The 19451-nt window shown below is 57.8% G+C and carries 10 protein-coding genes; 5 read left to right on the forward strand and 5 right to left on the reverse strand.

From position 1 onward, the window contains the following. Positions 1-31: 31 nt before the first annotated feature. Genes bcsA (QMZ30_RS19295) through QMZ30_RS19315 form a run of 5 tightly spaced genes read left to right on the forward strand, consistent with a single transcriptional unit; the run spans position 32 to position 9937 of the window. A complete protein-coding gene (gene bcsA, locus QMZ30_RS19295; RefSeq protein ID WP_283228619.1) occupies positions 32-2134 on the forward strand; it encodes a UDP-forming cellulose synthase catalytic subunit in 2103 nt (700 codons plus the stop codon). After that, entirely contained in the window at positions 2131-4659 is a 2529-nt protein-coding gene (bcsB, locus tag QMZ30_RS19300) for a cellulose biosynthesis cyclic di-GMP-binding regulatory protein BcsB (protein WP_283228620.1), read from the forward strand. The genes bcsA (QMZ30_RS19295) and bcsB (QMZ30_RS19300) overlap by 4 nt, the downstream gene beginning before the upstream one ends. An 11-nt stretch (positions 4660-4670) precedes the next feature. Beyond that, the gene (locus QMZ30_RS19305; protein ID WP_283228621.1) at positions 4671-8477 is read left to right on the forward strand and encodes a cellulose biosynthesis protein BcsC; all 3807 of its coding nucleotides are present in this window, start codon (positions 4671-4673) and stop codon (positions 8475-8477) included. Then, positions 8477-8923, forward strand: a complete 447-nt coding sequence (gene bcsD, locus QMZ30_RS19310; protein WP_039329158.1) for a cellulose biosynthesis protein BcsD — start codon at positions 8477-8479, stop codon at positions 8921-8923. The genes QMZ30_RS19305 and bcsD overlap by 1 nt, the downstream gene beginning before the upstream one ends. Positions 8924-8932: 9 nt before the next feature. Beyond that, a complete protein-coding gene (locus QMZ30_RS19315; RefSeq protein WP_283228622.1) occupies positions 8933-9937 on the forward strand; it encodes a family 8 glycosyl hydrolase in 1005 nt (334 codons plus the stop codon). Positions 9938-10044: 107 nt separating this feature from the next. On the opposite strand, the gene bcsC is transcribed toward QMZ30_RS19315, so the two are convergent. The 5 genes from bcsC to bcsR are packed head-to-tail and all read right to left on the reverse strand — an operon-like array spanning position 10045 to position 19349. Next, a complete protein-coding gene (bcsC, locus tag QMZ30_RS19320; RefSeq protein ID WP_283228623.1) occupies positions 10045-13506 on the reverse strand; it encodes a cellulose synthase complex outer membrane protein BcsC in 3462 nt (1153 codons plus the stop codon). Further along, positions 13499-15796 carry a cellulose biosynthesis cyclic di-GMP-binding regulatory protein BcsB gene (gene bcsB, locus QMZ30_RS19325; protein WP_283228624.1) on the reverse strand — a complete coding sequence of 766 codons (2298 nt, stop codon included), beginning with the start codon at positions 15794-15796 and terminating at the stop codon, positions 13499-13501. Before bcsB (QMZ30_RS19325) ends, bcsC begins: the two co-directional genes overlap by 8 nt. A 15-nt stretch (positions 15797-15811) precedes the next feature. Then, positions 15812-18427 (reverse strand): UDP-forming cellulose synthase catalytic subunit, encoded by a 2616-nt coding sequence (gene bcsA / locus QMZ30_RS19330; RefSeq protein WP_283228625.1) that lies wholly within the window; start codon positions 18425-18427, stop codon positions 15812-15814. Continuing rightward, on the reverse strand, positions 18424-19155 hold the full coding sequence (gene bcsQ, locus QMZ30_RS19335; RefSeq protein ID WP_283228626.1) for a cellulose biosynthesis protein BcsQ: 732 nt from the start codon (positions 19153-19155) through the stop codon (positions 18424-18426). Before bcsQ ends, bcsA (QMZ30_RS19330) begins: the two co-directional genes overlap by 4 nt. Further along, complete coding sequence (gene bcsR / locus QMZ30_RS19340; protein WP_283228627.1) at positions 19155-19349, reverse strand: cellulose biosynthesis protein BcsR; 195 nt, start codon at positions 19347-19349, stop codon at positions 19155-19157. The genes bcsQ and bcsR overlap by 1 nt, the downstream gene beginning before the upstream one ends. Between the last annotated feature and the right edge of the window lie 102 nt (positions 19350-19451).

Consider the following 19451-nt stretch of genomic DNA (forward strand, 5'->3'; position numbering starts at 1 on the left):
TAATAACAACACAGCTTCTTTAGGGTGAATCATGAGTAAACTCGGGTTTTACCTGCTGCTGGTGCTTGCACCGGTCGCTGCGGTAATCGTCATCACGCCTATGGACAGCCAGAAACAATATATTTTTGGCTTAATCAGCATCGGGATGATGTTTCTACTGGGCTTCAGCAAAAGCCGCAAAATAACCGTTGTGATGGTTATTCTTTCTGCGCTGATGTCGACCCGATATATCTGGTGGCGCACCACAGAGACGCTGCAATTTAATTCAGAGATCGAAGCCATTCTCGGCATCGGTTTATATCTGGCCGAATTGTATGTCTGGCTGATCCTGATTCTGGGCTTCCTGCAGACCACCTGGCCACTGAAACGCACCATTGAACCGCTGCCGGATGATACCAGCCTGTGGCCAACGGTGGATGTGTACGTGCCGACTTACAACGAAAGCCTGGATGTCGTGCGTGATACCGTGCTGGCGGCGCAGTGCATCGATTATCCGCGCGACAAGTTGAAAGTCTATTTGCTGGATGATGGCAAGCGCAGTGAGTTTGCGGTATTTGCGGCGGATGTGGGCGTGGGGTACATCACCCGCGACGACAACAGCCATGCGAAAGCCGGTAACCTCAATCATGCAATGAAAATCACCAAAGGTGAGCTGATCTGCATCTTTGACTGTGACCACGTTGCCACCCGTACTTTCTTGCAGGCGACGGTCGGCCCGTTCCTGAAAGATCCTAAGCTGGCGCTGTTACAAACCCCGCACTATTTCTACTCTCCGGACCCGTTCGAGCGTAACCTGCGCGCCGCGCGCAGCATTCCAAACGAAGGTGCACTGTTCTACGGTCCGGTGCAACAGGGCAACGATAACTGGAATGCGACCTTCTTCTGCGGTTCCTGTGCGGTTATCCGTCGCAGTGCGTTAGAAGAGATCGGTGGTTTTGCTGTTGAAACGGTGACCGAAGATGCACACACCGCATTGAAAATGCAGCGTCTGGGCTGGGGATCTGCCTTCCTGGCGATTCCACTGGCTGCCGGTCTGGCTACCGAACGTCTGGGGTTGCATGTCATACAGCGTAACCGCTGGGCGCGTGGCATGACGCAGATTTTCCGTGTTGATAACCCGCTGTTTGGCCGCGGTCTGAAATGGCAGCAACGCCTGTGCTACCTCAACGCCATGCTGCACTTCCAGTTTGGTCTGCCGCGCGTGGCCTTCCTGACGGCACCGCTGGCGTATCTGTTGTTCAACCTGAATATCATTCACTCGTCAGCCTCGCTGATTTTTGCCTACGTGCTGCCGCACCTGGTGATGTCGCTGTACGTCAACTCCCGCATGAACGGCAAGTTCCGTTACACCTTCTGGGGTGAAATCTACGAAACCGTGATGTGTTTCCACCTTGTGATTCCGACGCTGTTGACCATGCTGGCCCCTAAGCGCGGGAAATTTAACGTAACGGATAAAGGCGGTTTGCTGGATCAGGGCTTCTTCGACTTCCACATCGTGCGTCCACATGTGATTGTCGCCGTGCTGCTGACCATCGGCATTGTGGCGGGCGTAGTGCGCGCCACGGCGCATGACTACTTCGGTGTTGACCCTTATGTTATTGCGCTCAACGTTGGCTGGGCGGTGTTCAGCCTGATCATCCTGATGGCGGCGATTGCCGTGGCGCGTGAAACCAAGCAGGTACGTAAAACCATTCGTATCGAAGTGCAGATTCCGGCGGTGATTCACTATGCGAGCGGCATCTCTTCACGTACCCAAACCAGCGACTTGTCGATGGGCGGTGCGCAGTTGGATGCGCCAGACAATCGCCACGAGACCGATGAAATCGAAGAGATTGACCTGCTGCTAAAATCGGGCGCTATCACTATCCCGGTGAGCAAAATCTCCGGCGATGACGAAACCATTCGTCTGCGCTTTGGCGATATGCCGCTCTCGCGCCGCCGTGAACTGGTGCGCGTGGTACTGGCGCGTGCCGATGCGTGGATTCAGCCCGAGTACAAACAGGACAACCCGCTGGTTTCACTGGGCACTATTATTCGTACCGTGTTCGAGCTGTTCTGGCTGACCTGGAAAGATCGCCGTCAGAAGCATAAGCGTGACAACCAGGCCGCCGTAAAAGAGGACAGCGCAGCATGAAGAACTTGACTCAAACGTTGCTGGCGAGCTCGCTGGCAACGGCGCTGATGCTCGCCCCTGCCTGGGCGGAAACGCCTGCGGTCACCCAAGACAGCTCGGCGCTGTCTGACGTGCCGCCACCGCAAGGGATTCAGAGTGAAGCGGATACGCAGTTACAACAAGCCGCGGGTGCCACGCCTTATGCACCGGTAGACAACGCGCCCGCCACTGAGAACGCTGCCCCCGCCGATACAACGGGCGCGGCGCCTGCACCGGTTGATAGTGCGCCAACGAACAACAATATGGCTCCTGCACCGGAAATGGTGCTGCCGAGCGTTGCCCCTGTTGCGCCGGTAGCCGCCGCGCCAGCTACCGCGATGTTGAACCAGCCGGTAAGCAGCACGATTACGGTGGCTCAGATGGGCCAGCCGCAGGGCATTACCTTGACCGGTGGTCAGCTGCAATCCGGTATCGTGTTCACCCTGCCAAGTGATGAGGTGATCACCAACGCACACCTTAATCTGTCGCTGCGTGTTTCTGCAGCGCTGGCGGCGCGTAATACCTCACTGCAGCTGATGCTCAACGGCCAGCCGTTGGGCACCTTGCCGCTGGGCTCCAGCGACAGCGATGTCAGTGACTACCAGCTGGACATTCCTGCGGCGATGGTGGTGTCGAGCAACAACCTCAGCTTCAAAATCAACGATGCGGATAAGCTGCTGTGCGAAAAAGAGAGTGCGCAGCAGTATCAGGTCTCAATTCTGCCGAAAACCACGCTGAGCCTCGAAGGGCAGCAGTTAAATATTGGCACCAGCCTGCGCAACTTCCCGCGTCCGTTCATTGATGCGCAGCGCATGACGCCCGCCAGCGTGACCTTTGGTTTTGCCGCCAATGTGGCACCTGACAGCGTGAGCGCCGCAGCGTTAGTGGCTTCCTGGATGGGCATTCAGTCTGATTATCGCGGTATCCGTTTCCCGGTGGTGCGTGGCGATTTGCCAGAGCACAACGGCATTTTGGTCGGTCACCCGGGTGACAAAATCGGTTCGGTGACCTTGCCGGCCACCAATGGCCCACTGCTGCAAGTGATCGATAACCCGAACAACCCGGTCTACAAACTGCTGTTAGTGGTAGGGGCGGACGACGCGCAGTTACGTCAGGCGGCAAATCGCCTGACTACGCAGCCGCTGACCACCGACGCCAGCAGTCTGAATGTTCAGCCGCAGCAGATTGGTGTGCGTAAGCCGTATGACGCGCCACGCTGGATCAACACCAGCCGTCCAGTGCGCCTGAGCGAGCTGCTGCGTAAAGATCAAAGCCTGACCACCACCGGTATTTGGCACGATGCGTTGAGCGTCAACTTCCGCGCGGCACCGGATCTGTTCATGTGGGATGGCGACACCATTCCGGTGGAACTGCACTACCGTTTCCCATCAGAAAGCTGGATTGATGAGAACAAATCGTTCCTTAACGTGATGATTAACGGCACGTTTCTCCGCAACCTGACGGTGAATAAAGTCGGTCTGCTGGAGAGCGCCTGGCATCGTCTGGGCGGCGACGCGCGTCAGGAGCATTACACCCTGAAGCTGGAGCCGTATCTGATTTACGGTGACAACCAGCTGGCGCTGTACTTCAACATCAAGCCGAAAGCGGATGCGCCTTGCGGTGTGTTGCTCAACAACAACATCAAGAGCCGCATTGAAGATGATTCGTGGATCGATCTTAGCCACACGCGTCACTTCACCATGTTACCGAACCTGTCGTACTTCGTAGGCGCGTCGTTCCCGTTCTCACGTCTGGCGGACTTCTCGCAGACCACCTTGCTGCTGCCGGAAAAGCCTACCGATGCCGAGATCTCCACATTGCTGGATATGTCCTCACGTGCGGGTAACGCCACAGGCGTGCCGCTGGTGCAGAACCAGGTGCTGTTTGGCCTGCCGAATGGCGGCACCAATCTGACGCGTCTGCAGCAGAGCGATCTGCTGGCGGTGAGCACCACGCAGAACAGCGAGTTTAACCAGCAGATGCTGGCGAATACGCCGTATGAAACCAGTGGCAATACGCTGGGCGTGAAAGACCCGACCACGTGGGACAAACTGCGCGGCTGGCTGACCGGTGACTGGTATCGCCAGCAGCTGGATGCCGATCGTTACTTCTCCTCAAACGAAGCGTGGCGTGGCTTTGTCAGCTATCGCTCGCCATGGAATGCGGATCGTCTGGTGGTGATGACCGTGGCGACCAGCGACCAACAGCTGCTGCGCCTGCATGAGGACCTGAACTCTTCACGCATCAACGCCGGTATTCGTGGCGATACCGCCATCATCACCGATGAGAACGGCATTCGCAGCTTCCGTGTCGGACCGCAATTCCCAAGTGGCGAAATGCCGTGGTACATGATGGTGGTGTGGTATGCCAACCAGCACTCCGTGCTGATGGCGCTGGCGGCACTGCTGCTCTCAGCGCTGGTAGGCGGTGGCGCCTGGGCGATGCTGAAACGTCATGCGTGGCGACGTCTCAACCCGAAAGCTGATAGCAAGTCCGGCAAGAAGTAAGGATAAAAACAATGAAAAAAAATCTGTTAAGTGCCGGTATTCGTCATGCCCTGATTCTGGGTGGGGCTTTGACGCTCTCTCAACCGCTGTTGGCGGCAGAGAGTACCAATCCTGCGTTACAAGCGCTGTTCGATCAGGCGGCTTACTGGCATCAGAAAGCGCATGACGATTTAGCCAAATCTTCGCTGCAGAAAGTGCTGATGGTGGAGCCAAACAACACTCAGGCTCTTTATCTGCTGGCGCTCTATTCGCAGCAGAGCGGTAGCACGGCGGAAGCGGCGCAATGGCGTGCACGCCTGAGCGCGGCATCACCCAACGATCCGCATCTCACCGAGCTGGATAACGCGCGTCAGTTGCAAACCATTCCACAGGCACAGCTGTCACTGGCGCGTCAGCAGGCGCGCAGCGGCAACATTGCGGCATCACTGCAAACCTGGCGTAATACCTTTAACGGTAATGAGCCACCCCCGAGCGTGGCGGCAGAGTATTACCTGACGATGGCGGGAGACCGCGCGCTGCTGCCCCAGGCGGTAGAAGCGCTGCGTCAGTTCTCTGCCGACCATCCGCAGGATACCGGCGCGAAACTGGCGCTGGGTAAGGCGATGACCTACCAGGAATCCACCCGTCGTCAGGGGATCGATTTGCTCGCGTCCCTGGCCGATGGCAATAAAGATGCTGACCGCTCATTGCGTCAGGCGCTGCTGTGGTTGGGGCCACAGGCGTCCGATGCTTCGCTGTATCAAACCTGGCAGCAGCGCCACCCGCAGGATAATGCGGTGATGGATTACTACCGTAAAAACGTCGGTGGTGCTGAGAAAGGCGCTGGCTTTACCGCGCTGAACAGCGGTGATGTCAGTAATGCACAGAACAACTTTGAAAAGGTGCTGCAGGCCAACCCGCAGGATGCCGATGCGCTGGCCGGTATGGGCTATGTGGCTCAGCGTGCTGGGCGTTACGCCGAAGCGGCGGACTACCTGACACGCGCCGCGCAGCTGGGCGGCGACCAGAGTGATACACGCCAGAAACAGGCGGCGGATGCGCGCTTTTATGCCCAGCTGGCGACTGCCCAGCAGGCGTTGAAGAACGGTGACAGCGCCCAGGCGCTGGCGCTGAGTGAGCCGCTGGCGCAGGCCGATGGTGAGAAAGGTGTTGCTGCGAAGCTGTTCCGTGCGGACGTCCAGCGTCGCAGTAATCAGCTCGATCAGGCAGAGCAGACCTATCGCGCTATCCTGCAAACGGATGCCAATAACCGTAATGCCAAAGAAGGTCTCTTCTACGTCCTGCGTCAGCAAAACCGCAGCGCAGAGGCGAATACCTTGCTGGCATCACTGCCGGATAGCGTGCGTCAGAGCGTGGCACCGCGCGGCAACAGCACCGATCCGATCCGTGCACAGGCAAAACGTGAACTGGCTGCCGGTAACAACAGTGCCGCGATTGCCACACTCAACAGCGGTATCCAGCGCTATCCGAACGACGGCTGGTTGCGTCTTGACCTGGCGCGTATTTATCGCGCCCAGGGCGATAACATGATGGCCGCCAACATTATGCAGCCTGCTATGCGCAGCGGGGCCAGCACCAATGAGCTGTATGCCGGTGCCTTGAACGCCAGCGAAAGCGGTGCTTGGCAGCAAGCCAGTTTACTGCTGTCGCGCATTCCGAACGGCAGCAAGAGCAGCGACATGCGCGAACTGGCCCAGCGTGTGAATTTCAACCTGCAAATGGCGACCGCCGATCAGTATCTGGCGCAGGGTTCAAATGCCGCCGCCGCGAACACCTTACGTGCGCTGGCCTCTACCCCGCCAGCCAACCCGGTAGATGCGGGCAATCTGGCGCAGAAGCTGGCGAAAGCGGGCGATCTCACCACCGCCGTGTCGGTGGTGCGCAGCAATATGCAGCGTGGCATTCAGGGTAACGCTGGTGACTATGCCGCCCAGGTGGCGGTGCTGAACCAGGCGGGCCTGAATACCGAAGCGCAGAGCTTCCTCAGCAGCCCAGAGTTGCAGTCGCGCAGTACACCGACTCAGCTGGCGAGTATTCGTAACGGTTACGTGATCAATGAAGTGGATCGCCTGCGTGAACAGAAACAGTACGCCGCCGCTTACGACAAGCTGGTGGGCGCACTGCAGCACGATCCACAAAACCGCGATCTGATGTTCGCGATGGCGCGTCTCTACCAGTCCGGCAAGATGAACAAAGAAGCCGGCGTGGTGTATGACTATCTGATGACCCAGGATACGCCAACGCAAGACGCGCGTACCGGAGCCATCAATGTGGCGCTGGCCAATAATGATGTAAATAAGGCGAATACCTTAACGCGTGGCCTGCGCAACGAGCAGACGCCAGACCGTCTGCTGCTGCTGGCACGCGTGGCGGAAGCCAACGGCGAGCACAGCCAGGCAATGAGTTACTTGCGCACCGCACGCGGTCAGTTGATTGGCCTGCAAGGTGCACAGACGGGCAGTGTACCGAGCGTCGGTGGTCTGGCCTTGGCCGACAACCCGTTCATCAACCGCAGCACCTCACCGGTTTCAGGTTCTCCTTCTGCCTATGGCGCAGTCATGCCCTGGCAGTCAGCACCGGATGCCTCCACCAGCAGTGCCGCAGGCGTGACGCTGGCAAGTAATACGCCAGCGGTGCAGCAGAGCCAGACGCTGCGTCAAATCGACAACATGATGGACGATTTGCAAGAAAAAACCGGTACTTGGGTGCAGGGGCAAATGCAGGTGCGCGGTCGTGATGGCGAATCGGGTCTGAGTAAACTGACCGAAGCCAAAGCGCCGCTGACTTTCTCCACCGTGCCGTTTGGCGAGTCACGCTTTGACTTCACTATGACCCCGGTTTCTCTGACGGCAGGCAGTGCGGCCGGTGACGCATGGCGTCGCTTCGGCACCAACGCCCTGGTGCAGGGGAATGTGGTGGCCTCGGGCGATGCCAAAATTGACGATGTGCCTTCCTCGTCCACCGATTCGCAGAAGGCCACCGGCGTTGAGCTGAACCTGGCATTGAAAGGCGACAGCTACAAGATTGACCTCGGCAGCACCCCGCTCGGGCAGGATTTGAGTACGCTGGTCGGTGGTGTGCAGTGGTCGCCGAAGTTGACTGACTTCCTGACGTTGATCCTCACCGGTGAACGTCGCGCGATGACTGACAGCCTACTCTCTTACGTTGGCGTCGAAGACAAAACCAGCGGTAAGCGCTGGGGCCGCGTCACCAAAAACGGCGGTAACGCGTTACTGAGCTACGATAACGGCGATGCCGGTTTCTATGTAGGCGGCGGTGCGTACAGTTACATCGGTGAAAACGTGGCAAGCAACAATAGCGTGCAGGCGACCGCCGGTGCCTATGTGCGTCCGTTCCACTCCGATGACCGTGAACTGAAAGCCGGGATGAGTTTGTCGTGGATGGACTTCTCGAAAAACCTCAGCTACTTCAGCTACGGCCAGGGCGGTTACTTCAGCCCGCAAAACTATGCGTCGGTGTCATTCCCTATCGAATTCACCCGCAAGTTTGACGACCTGAAAGTGAACGTCGGCGGTTCGGTGGGTTATCAGTCGTACAGCCAGGATAAGAGCGCCTACTTCCCGAATGATCCGACTTACCAGGCGCAAATGCAGAGCCTGGCCGATCAGGGCTACGTGAAGAGTGCCTATTACAGCGGCGACAGCAAAAACGGTATCGGTTACAACCTGCATGCCGGTGCCGATTACAAGATCAACAAAGATGTCACCATTGGCGGCCAGTTAGGCTATGACACCTTTGGCGATTACAACGAGAGCACAGCGAATCTGTACTTCCGTTACATGTTCGGAGACAACTAATGAGTGAGCAAGTAACCGCGCGCGTCAGCCATCCACATCAGCCAGGTTGGTTCGACCTGGTCAGCGTGATGATTGAAAGCATGCTGAATAACGCGGGCGAGGAAGCGGAAGGTTTTCTCATCGACGTGGGCGCATCGCTGGCAAAACGCTATCCTTTAGCAGAAGCGCGTACCGTGCAGGATCTGGAGCGCGAAATTAATCTGCAGTTGGCCCGTTTCAACTGGGGTTTCAGCCAACTGCAACCGCAGGAAAATGCGATTCTTATTCAGCACCACGCGCTGCCGCAGGGCGACAGCAATGTGGATGCTGAGCGCTGGCAACTGGCATTAAGCGCCGTGCTGGCGGGCGTTTATGCCCAGTGGTTACAGGCGCAAGGTGGCAGTGCGGCGGTGCCGGTCACGTTCGAGAAGAACGACGGCGGTACGCTGCATTATCGATATCAATAGGATGCTGTGATGAAAGTGATGCGGTTCTGGCGTCAATGGATGCTGTGTTTCATGGTGATGTTTTTTAGCGCCCAGGCGGCCGCAGACGGCTGGAGTACCTTTAAAAGCCGTTTTATGAGCAGCGATGGCCGTATCAGCGATACGGCTAACAACAATGTCAGCCACACCGAAGGCCAGGGCTACGGCATGTTACTGGCGGTGGCAAACGACGATCGTGCCACCTTTGATAAGCTGTGGCAGTGGACGCGTAGCCATTTGCGTAATCCACAGAATGATCTGTTCTACTGGCGTTATACCCCGGGTGCGGCCAATCCAATTGCGGATAAAAACAACGCGTCCGATGGCGATTTGCTGATTGCATGGGCGCTGCAGCGTGCGGGGCAGAAGTGGGGCGGTGATTATCAGTCCACCTCTGACCGTATTCAACGGGCTATCGTCAAACAGAACGTGATTACCTTTGGCGGGCGCACGGTGATGTTACCTGGCGCACAAGGATTCAATAAAAACAGCTATGTGGTGCTGAATCCCTCTTATTTCCTGTTTGCCGCATGGAAAGAGTTTGCCGATCGTAGCCATCTGCGCGTGTGGAACAGCTTGATCGATGACGGGATGGATTTGCTGGGCGATATGCATTTCGGCAAAACCGGCCTGCCGCTGGATTGGGTGGCGTTGAACGCTGATGGTTCAGTCGCGCCTGCGGTGGGTTACTCCAACCGCTTCAGCTATGACGCGATTCGTATCCCGCTGAATATCTGGTGGTACGATCCGCAAAGCTTACGTCTGGTGCCGTTCCAGCGTGTCTGGCAGGGCTATGGTCGCATGACCACGCCAGCCTGGTTTGATGTGCTCGCTAATACACCTGCGCCATACAATATGGATGGTGGGCTGCTGGCTATCCGAGATTTGACTCTGAACCAAACCGGTTATCTTAGCGACCGTTTAGCGCCGGATCAGAACTACTTCTCGGCCAGTTTGCAGCTGCTGACGTGGCTGGCTTATCAAGAGAAGCGTTAACAATTACTGCGTGCGGATGACGTACCGGTCGCCATAAATGGCGACCGGTACGTCATCCGCGTAGGGTCGGCATTCATGCCGACCGGTTTCATTCCCCGTGCAGACCCTTATTTAAAATCCGCGTACGGCTCTAATGGCTGTGGCGGCATGTCCATATCCCCGTTCCAGCCTGCCATGGAATAGCGCATGTAAATCAACCCATGGCTTGGGGTGTAATCCTTGGCTTGCTGGATATCCATCGCCAGGCCCACGGACCAGTGCGGCGTCAGACGGCGCTCCACCACCGCTTGCAGGGTATAACCGAAGCCATTGCCTGAGCTGCTGTCAGAAGTGGGATTGGATGCCAGCGTAAAGCCAGGATTGACCGGATAGCGCTGCTGACCGTCGGTTTGCGATTGCGACCAGGACACCGAGCCACCGAGATCATAGGACCAGTTTTCGGTGCGTTGACGATAGGTGACCGGCACCGACAGTGAGAAATATTGCTGCGGGCTGTAATAGCCGCCCTGGCCGAAGGTGTAATCGCTGAGGTCTTTCTGGTAATGCCACAACATGCTGTTGAGGCCAATGGTCGCGCGACGGTTATTCTCGTTGATCAGCTTGTAGTAGTAACCCGCCATCAAACGTTCACGGCTGTTATCGGCAACGTTCTCACCGGTAATTTGATGGGCACTGATATCGGCCCACACGCCATTGGCCTCGCCCTGATCGTAACTCAGCCCAATGGAGCCACCGGTTGCCACCACGCCGCCCCAGGTTTTCCCGCCATTGACGGACGGATCGCGGGCGCCCGCGTATGCCAGCAGCGAACTGGAAATCGGTCGGCGTGAAGCAGTGAAGGTCACGCCAATATCTTTCACATCGGTTTTCCAGCTTAAGCCGCCCACCCAGTTAGTCACTTCAAAGCCGAGCGGCGTGGTACCGATATCCCCTGACCAGCGGTCATTGTGCCAGCCGACGCCAATCGAAGTCCCTTCATCGCGCTGCGTGAAGTCGCGGCTACAGCCACCTGAATTATCGTCATTACAGCTGCCGAACCGTTCACTGTGGCTGCCGTTGGTGGTGGAAAAAGTCCCCGCTGACACCAATACGTGATCGACGCGCACAAAGCTGCGTCCGTCAGCGAAAGGCGTCTCCGCCTGCATCATGGTGGTGTGCGCGGTAAAATCGGACGTGCCGCCGTTGCCCTTATCGCGCGAGTAATCCTGCTCCAGCGTGAAGGTGGTGTCCTGCTGACGATACAGGTCGGCCGCATCGCTGCGAATGCTGCGTTTCAGCCAGTCATCTTGTTCGTCATTGCGCGTCAGGCGGGTGTAATCATCGTTGCTCAGCGGCGCGTCATGGCTGATGCCGCTGGCGGCCATCGCCTGGCGATAATCCTGCTGCGCCAGCTCAGGGGTTTCCAGCCGCGCGGCATCGCGGTACACCAGCGCTTTACTCTGTGACGGCGGCTCTTTGGCCACACGCGTTTTTAAATCGCTCAGCAATTGTTGCGCACGCACGCTGTCGCCGCTGTTTTGCCAGGCCAGCGCCACGCGCCTTCCGCTGTTGATATTTTGCTGTGCCACACTCGGCGGCAGGGCGTGCAGTGCCTGCCGCGCTTCCTGCGTGCGCTTAAGGGCGATTAACGCTTCAATGCGGCCTAATACCGCATCATTGTTCTGTGCATCCTGTTGCAGCACGCGTTGATAGCCGTTCAGCGCGGATTGGGCATCACCCCGTTCCAGCGCCCAGTCGGCCAGCGTGATGTCACGACGCTGCGAGGCGGGCTGCTGGTTTAACAGTGCCAGCGCAGCTTGTTCCTTGCCGTTGGCCCGGAGTTCGCTGGCCTGGGCAAAGACTTTATCTTGGGTTAAGCGATCGGCCAGCTCATGCATATTGCTGTCCCAGCGTGCTTCAGGCAGGCGATGTAGTGCCGCTAATGCCGCATCATCCTGATCGCCAGAGGAGAGCCACAGCGCCCACGCATAGAGTGCGGCGGGTTCTTGTGCATGCTGGCGCACCATGGCGTCCATCACTTGTGCGCCTTGTGCCTCTGCGCCGCTGTTACGCAGCGCCCCGGCTAAGCGGTAAGAGAGCCAGATGTCATTAGGGTTGTCCTGCGCCGCCTGACGATATTTCACCACCGCCTGGTGCCACTGGCCTTGTTGTGCCAGCGCATCGGCTTCCGCACGCAGGCTGTCACTGCGCAGCGAGCGCAGGGTATCGGCGAGGGAGCGCTGCTGTGCGGCAGGCAGGGAATTGATAAACGCCATGGCGCGTGCGGGAGATTGTCTTTGATAAAGCCCAGCCAACCGACTCACCGCCGTGGTATTGCTGCGATCCAGACGCAGCGCCTGTTGCCAGAATTGTTCCGCCTGCGCCTCATTTTTGCGTGCCTGCGCGACATCGCCCAGGCCAATCAACGCCCAGCTGTCGCGATTATCGATGGCCTGCGCACTGCGATACTGACGTTCTGCGCCAGAGAGATCGCCTTTTTTCAGCGCGTCATCGCCATTATTGATGGCCAGCCAATAGCGGTTGGTTTGCAGCAGCGACTGCCATTTGCCAATTTGGGTACTGGCTTGCCCGGCCTGAATGGCTTTTTGCAGCCAGCTGATGGCTGCCGCACGGTTGTTGGCACGCGCCTGCGCCTGGCCCATGGCACCCATTAACTCGGCATCATTGGGGTTGGCTTTCAGCGCTGCGCTCAGTGAGGCAATGGCACCGGCCCCGCCGCCCGCATCCACCAGCGCCAGGCCACGCATACGCTGACGATAGGCTGGATCGGCCAGCAATTTCTGCTGCCGTGCCAGCTCTTCCTGGCCGCGCTGTTGGGCATCACCCGAGGTGAATACCTGCAAATATTGTTGCAGGCTGGCCACGGTGCGGTCGCTGACCGGTTGATTCTGGATCTGCTGGAGCCACAGCTCTGAAGCCGCATCACGCCCGCCATCACGATTGGCCAGGCTGCGCAGTTGCTTCAGCGCTTCATTCGGCTGATTGTTATCAAACGCCATGCGTGCCAGCTGCAGTTCTACGCCGATATTGCCGGGATAGCGCTGCTCCAGCCCCTGCAACTGGCGGTAAGCGATGATCTGTTGGCCCGGTAAACGCGCCACCAGACGCCAGTATTCCAGTTCGGTGTTGACGTCCGGGAAGACGCCATGGAACAGCGCATCCCAGGCCGCTTTAGCTTCTTCTACGCGTCCGGCGGTGGCCAGCAAGCGTGCCTGTTGCAACTGCTGGCGACCTTCCGCGCTCATCAAGCGCAGGCCGGTTTCGGATTCCCGTGTGGCGATGTCATTCGGCGCCACTTTCTTCAATTCATCCAACAGAGTCTGCGCTTTGGCCTGATCGCCCTGACGCAGTGCCATGCGGATTTGCGCCGCCAGCACCTGGGGATTATCCGGATCGATTTTTTCCAGACGATAGAGTGACTGCTGCACCAGATCGTATTTGTTGGTGGATTCACCGGTGCGGATCTGCATCAGCAGCCAGGCGACCGGTGAAACCTGCGGACCATCGGCTGCCACGCCGGGGCCCGCGAGGATGCAGGCAATCAGCAGCCCAAGTGGCAGTTTATTCATCATCATCCAGCTCGGCCAGACGGCGACGGCTGACCATGCGCATCAGACGCCATGCCATCAGTGCAAACAGAATCACCACCACCACGGCACAAATCGCCAGCCACACCGGATGGGTTGCCAGCATATTCCACAAGCGTTCCCACCATGGCAGATGGCCGACGAAGTAGGTGTCGCCCACGCGCACGCTGGTGACGCCTGATTCCCGCACTATGGTGGCAGAGCCAAACACGGCGGCACGTTTTCCGCTGTCGAGCAGCGCGTTATTCAGTAAATCCCAGCCGCGTGGGCTGTCAGCCAGCAAGGCGACAACGCTACGTTGATCGTTAAACGGCGACTGGAATCCGACAATCGCACCCATCGGGCCGCGTGAACTGATACCGGTCTGGCTTTCCACTTTGCGGTCACTGTCGGAGACCGGCACATTCTGCGCGGTGATCGGGCGCGTAGGCATGTTGATCCAGCTACGTGCCGCATCGACCAGTAAGTTGATCTTCTTATCATCCTGCAGATCCTGCGGTATACCGCCGATCATCAGCAGGTCAGCATCTTTGTCTTTGGCTTGCTGCCAGTTATCGCTCATTTGCACGCGCAGTGCCGGGTAACCGGTTTGCGCTCCGATGGCACCCAAGGCATTCAGCATGGTACTGACTTCGCCGTTGTCCGGCTTCGGCTGCACTAGCACCATGGTCTGCGCGAGATCGGCGTAGCGGCTGTACGGGAAACCGGCGTTAGCATAGGCGCCGAGCGACGGCATCTCGATGTAGTGGCGATAGCCAGAGAAATCGATGCTGGAGTTATCGTCGATCACCACGTGATGGCCAACGGCAGTCACGGTTTCGCAGCGGCCATCAGCGGTGCCGCCAATAAAGGTGTTGGCATAATCAAAGCTGAAGCGCAGCTGGTTCACCACACCCAAGCGCAGAGCAGGAATGGTCAACTGGCGGTTGCTGTCTTGCAAACCTTGCATCAGCGGAATATGCATCAGCTGCTGTCCGGCGGTGTCTTTTGGCGTCAGCGGGTAATCTTGCATGAACTGATTGTTGAGATGCACCGCCAGGCGTGAGCCATCTTGCTGAATCGGCGAGGTATAGCGGTAAATCAGATCCATGTCGATGCCGCGCGCACGCACCAGGAACAGATCGGGCGGCAGATTCAGCGTCAGGCTGATGGGGTTCGGCTGCAAACCGTCGGCCTGCAACTGGTTCTGATATTGCGTCAGCTCGGCAAAGGTGGTGCGACGATCGGTGCGTACCCAGTTTGGCGCATCGTAGGCCTGGCGCGGAGCCAGCAGTTTCACGCTGTCGATGGTGGACGTATCGCCACGCAGCAGCAGTTCACCTTGTGCGATACCTTCAACGGCGGTCAGCAGGTCATTATCATCACGGCCCAGCACCAGCAGCATTTTTTCGTACGGATTGTCGGGCTGGCTCACCATCTCCACTGTTGGCTTGTCGACCGGTGGCAGGTCTTTCAGGAAGTCAGGGCGGTGATCATTAGTGGCGAAAATCACCGCATGCTGATCTTTTGGCAACTGGTTATACAGCACCGGGAACGACTGTCCACGCCACTGGGCTTTGCTGCCAAACCATGAAGCCAGAATACCGGCGGCGCGCTGCTGCACCAGATTTGGCTGGCTGCTGAACACCATCGGCAACTGTAAAGGCCGGTTATCACGCGCGTCAAAGAAGGGTTCCGGGAAGTGCGACAGGTCGTTCTTCAGCGGCAGTTTTTGCAGCGTCAGATCGAGTTTGCTCTCTTTGCCGATATCCATCCAGATGGTGCTGTTGGCGGGGTTTTCACACACGTTAGCGTAATGCCCAACCAGCTCAAGACGCACACGGTTGAAGTCGCCAATAAAGCGCGGATCGATCGGCAGTTGGGTTTGATTCTCTTTGCCCAGTTGGTCAGCCGTGACGGTGATCAGCCCCACCAGTTCATCGTTGAGATAGACCTTAAGTTGCGACAGCGTAGGGATCAGCGCTGGAGAGGGGCGATAACTGAGCGTCAATAATGCACGCGTCACCACTTCGTCACTGCGCACCCCAAACTCGATCTGGCTGGTGGGTTCGGTACCGCGCAGCGTCATGCTGCCAGGTGGCGGCGCGACCTGATTGAACAGCAGCTGGCTGTCGCGCAGCGGCGCATTCACATCCAGGGGTTGAGCCACCACCGGGAGTGGCGTCTGCGCGGCAGCGCGAGGTGCCTCGGGCGCTGTAGGCTGTGGCGCAGCCTGCGCCAGCGTGGCAGTGCCCAGCAACAGGGCGGTGAACCAGCTCAGTTTTCTCGTCATGGTCTTATCATCAACTTAAGTGAAATCGGTTTTGATTGCCGCCGGGGTGTGGCTAATGCCCTGCGGTAACAGTGAAGCCAGCCAGCTGACTAACGCTGTCATTACTCGGAAAAGTCGGCGCAGCGGGGCAGGGCCATACTCCGCCAGGCGCAGATAGCCTTTGAAGCCCAACACCATAATGTCCGCGAGACTTTGCACCGGTTTGTCTTCCGGGAAGCCGTCCTGCCATAGCGCCCAGGTGTCGGCGCGGGCGAAAGTACACTGAATAAATTCAATATGCTGGCGAGTCGAGAGCTGATGCAGGCGAATACCGGCTCGGCGGCCAAATACGCGCTGTACCTGGCAGGGGAAGCTGAACTCCTGCTGACCACGGCGCAGTAACAGCCAGACCGGCTCATCTTCCTTCAGGGCATCCGCTTCTCGCAGCTCAACGCCCACCCCGCCATCGGAGTAGTCACGTAGCGTGCAGGGCACCATATGGCCATCCTGACGGGCAATAGCCGCAGGCATGGCAATCTCCACGCGGTGTGCTTCACGAATCTGGCGGGCTTCCACCGAAACGGCCACGGCACCCCCGAGGATAATCATGTTGTACACCACCCACACCAGGCTGACCCAGATGGTGAGCATCTCGTTGGCAGGGCCGTAGGCCATGCGCCAGAAGGCCATGCCGATACCTGCGATGTTCAACAGCACCAGCATCATGTAGGGCTTGGTGATCACCCAATCAAGATGGCGCTCTTCCACCAGTCCACCTTTGGCGGTGACGTTGAACTTGCCTTTATGCGGGTTAAACAGTGCCACGGTGGTTGGACGCGCGATGTACCACGCCAGCACGGTTTCATACACTTCACTCCAGAACGAGTGACGCCAGCGTCCCTGAATGCGCGAGTTCGTCAGGCTGGTGTGCAACATATGTGGCAGCACGTAAATCGCAATCGCCAGCGCGGGGGCGTAGATGATGTAGGCGTGGCACAGCAGGAAGGCCAGCGGGGCCAGCAGGAAGATCAGGCGTGGAATCCCGGCGAGGAAGTGCAGCATGGCGTTGGCGTAGCATAAGCGCTGTACCAGCTTTAACCCTTTACCAAACAGCGGGTTATCAAGACGGAAAATCTGCACCATGCCACGTGCCCAACGGATACGCTGACCAATGTGGGCAGACAAACTTTCGGTCGCAAGCCCGGCGGCTTGTGGAATACGAATATACGCCGAGGTGTAACCCTGACGATGCAGACGCAACGAGGTATGCGCATCTTCGGTCACGGTTTCTACCGCAATGCCGCCAATCTCATCTATCGCGGTGCGGCGCAACACGGCACAGGAACCGCAGAAGAACGCGGCATCCCAGGTGTCGTTACCATCCTGCACCAGGCCGTAAAACAGTGAACCTTCGTTGGGCGTCTGGCGGAAGCGGCCGAGGTTGCGCTCAAACGGGTCAGGAGAGAAGAAGTGATGCGGAGTTTGCAGCATTGCCAGACGGTGATCTTTCAGGAACCAGCCCATGGTCATCTGCAGGAAGGAGCGCGTCGGCACGTGGTCGCAGTCAAATATCGCCACGTAGTCGCTGCGACAGGCCACTTTCAGCGCGTGGTTGATGTTACCTGCTTTGGCATGTTCATGGGTGGGACGCACCACATAGTTGACGCCTACACTGGCGGCAAACTCGCGGAACTCTTCACGTGTGCCGTCATCAAGAATGTAGATGTTGAGTTTGTCCTGCGGCCAGTCGATGCCCATGGCTGCGTAGATGGTCGGTTTCACCACGCTCAGCGGCTCGTTATAAGTTGGCACCAGGATATCGACACTTGGCCAGGTGGTAATTTCTGGCGGCATTGACACAGGCTGGCGATTGAGTGGCCACAACGTCTGGAAATAGCCCAGGATCAGTACTGACCACGAATAGGTTTCGGCCCCAATCAGCAGCAAGCCAAACACCAGACTCAGCGGATCGTCCCAGTTTAGTGTTTCGGTATAGCGCCACCACAAATAGCGACAGGAAATGGTCAGCGATAACACAATCAGCATGATGGTCGAGAGACGTCCCGGCACACGACGCACCATCATCGCCAGGCCCCACAGCAGCAGCACGAACACAAACTGGGTGGTGATGCCAAACGGCTGCGAAATACAGAGTAACGCCAGCAGGCTGGCGACAATCGCGGCGGTGATAAACAGCAACTGGCGCACGCGCACGGGCAGCCTTTGCAGCTGCTGCTCAGTACGCAGATGCAGGCCGGTTTTCGCGACCCTTGCGGGCAGATTGCCCAGCCATTGATAACACTGCTGACGCCAGCGGAACAGTGAGCCAAAGGCGTTAAAGCGTTTACGTTCACTGCGGGCGCTATTGTCGAGTGGCAACAGCAGCAGCAGCCACAGGCTCTGCAACGCGTAGCGCAGCGCATCTAACGGACGCGGGCGCAGCGGTGAGATTTGCGGATAGTAGCGCTGACGCTGTTGCAGAATACGTTGCCAGCCCGGTGTTTCCAGACGCAGCAGCGACCAGGCCAGCACACACCACAGCAGGTGCAGTGCTACGGTTAAACGCCCAGCACCGTGCTGACGTGCCGTGCGCGCACGACGCTGCAACGCCTGCCATGCCTGCGGAACCAAAAGCCAGCGTAACGGATTCACGCGTGACCACCGGCAACATTCAGCAGCAGCCAGTTCGCCAGGGTGTTGATCTCCTCACTCGCCAGCGCATGAGGGCGATATTCGCCCACCGGTTGTTTCATCATTAGCGCCTCGGCCAGCGCTTCATCACGATGAATCACCTGTGGAATGAGATTTTTCAGCGTGCGCAGCCACAGCTGATGCAGATCTTGTTGTAGCTGGCTGTTGGCGTTGAACTGATTGATCAAAAACAGGGTGTGCGGCAGGAAGCGTGGATGATGTAAACGCAGCTGACAGTTGGCATCCAGCGATAGCACTTGCAGCAGACGATCGGCTGCATGGGCAAAAGATCGCTGCCAGGGTAGCAGATCCGCCGGAAGGTCGAGGATCACCCAACGATAATGTGCTTTCAGGGCCGGGAGCGCGTTAAGCAGTGGTGCAGCAAAATGCTCATCCGCCGTTTGCAGGGTTAACGTTTGCTGATGACTTAGCGCGCCGAACGGCAGAAAATCGAGCCCGGTTTGATAACGCTGCGCACACTGCTGCCACGGCCGCTGTTCCAGCAGGGCTGGCACCCAGCCCTGCGAATGTGTAAGGGGCAGGTTAAAGTGGGCAGCCAGTTGATTTGACGTAGAAAAATCAATCACCAGCACCGATTCCTGCAAGGCGTTGAGCGCCCAGCCGAGTGCCGCACTGAGCGAGGTTGCACCGCAACCACCACGCAATCCTTGTAAGGCAATAACCGGCATTAGCGTTCAGGTTCCTGTAAGGCAGTTAATTCACGCAACAGCGGCCAACGCGTGAGCAGAGTATTGAGTCGCTCTTCGCGGGCAATATCAATGTAACGAAAGGCCTTTAAAGAAAAGGCTTCGCTCAACGCATTAATGTCATCCTGATCCTCACTGGTGGAGGCGATCAGCGAAAAGGCATTCTCAGTTTTCATTACTTTCTTGCCACTCAAAACAGCAAAGGAGGAATGGTGGTTATATTTTTTGTAAAGTCTAGACCGGAAGAAAAGCAGACACCATGCAAATTTCAATGTGAT

It is taken from the genome of Pantoea sp. EA-12 (assembly GCF_030053355.1).
In the GTDB taxonomy this organism is placed as follows: domain Bacteria; phylum Pseudomonadota; class Gammaproteobacteria; order Enterobacterales; family Enterobacteriaceae; genus Pantoea; species Pantoea vagans_C.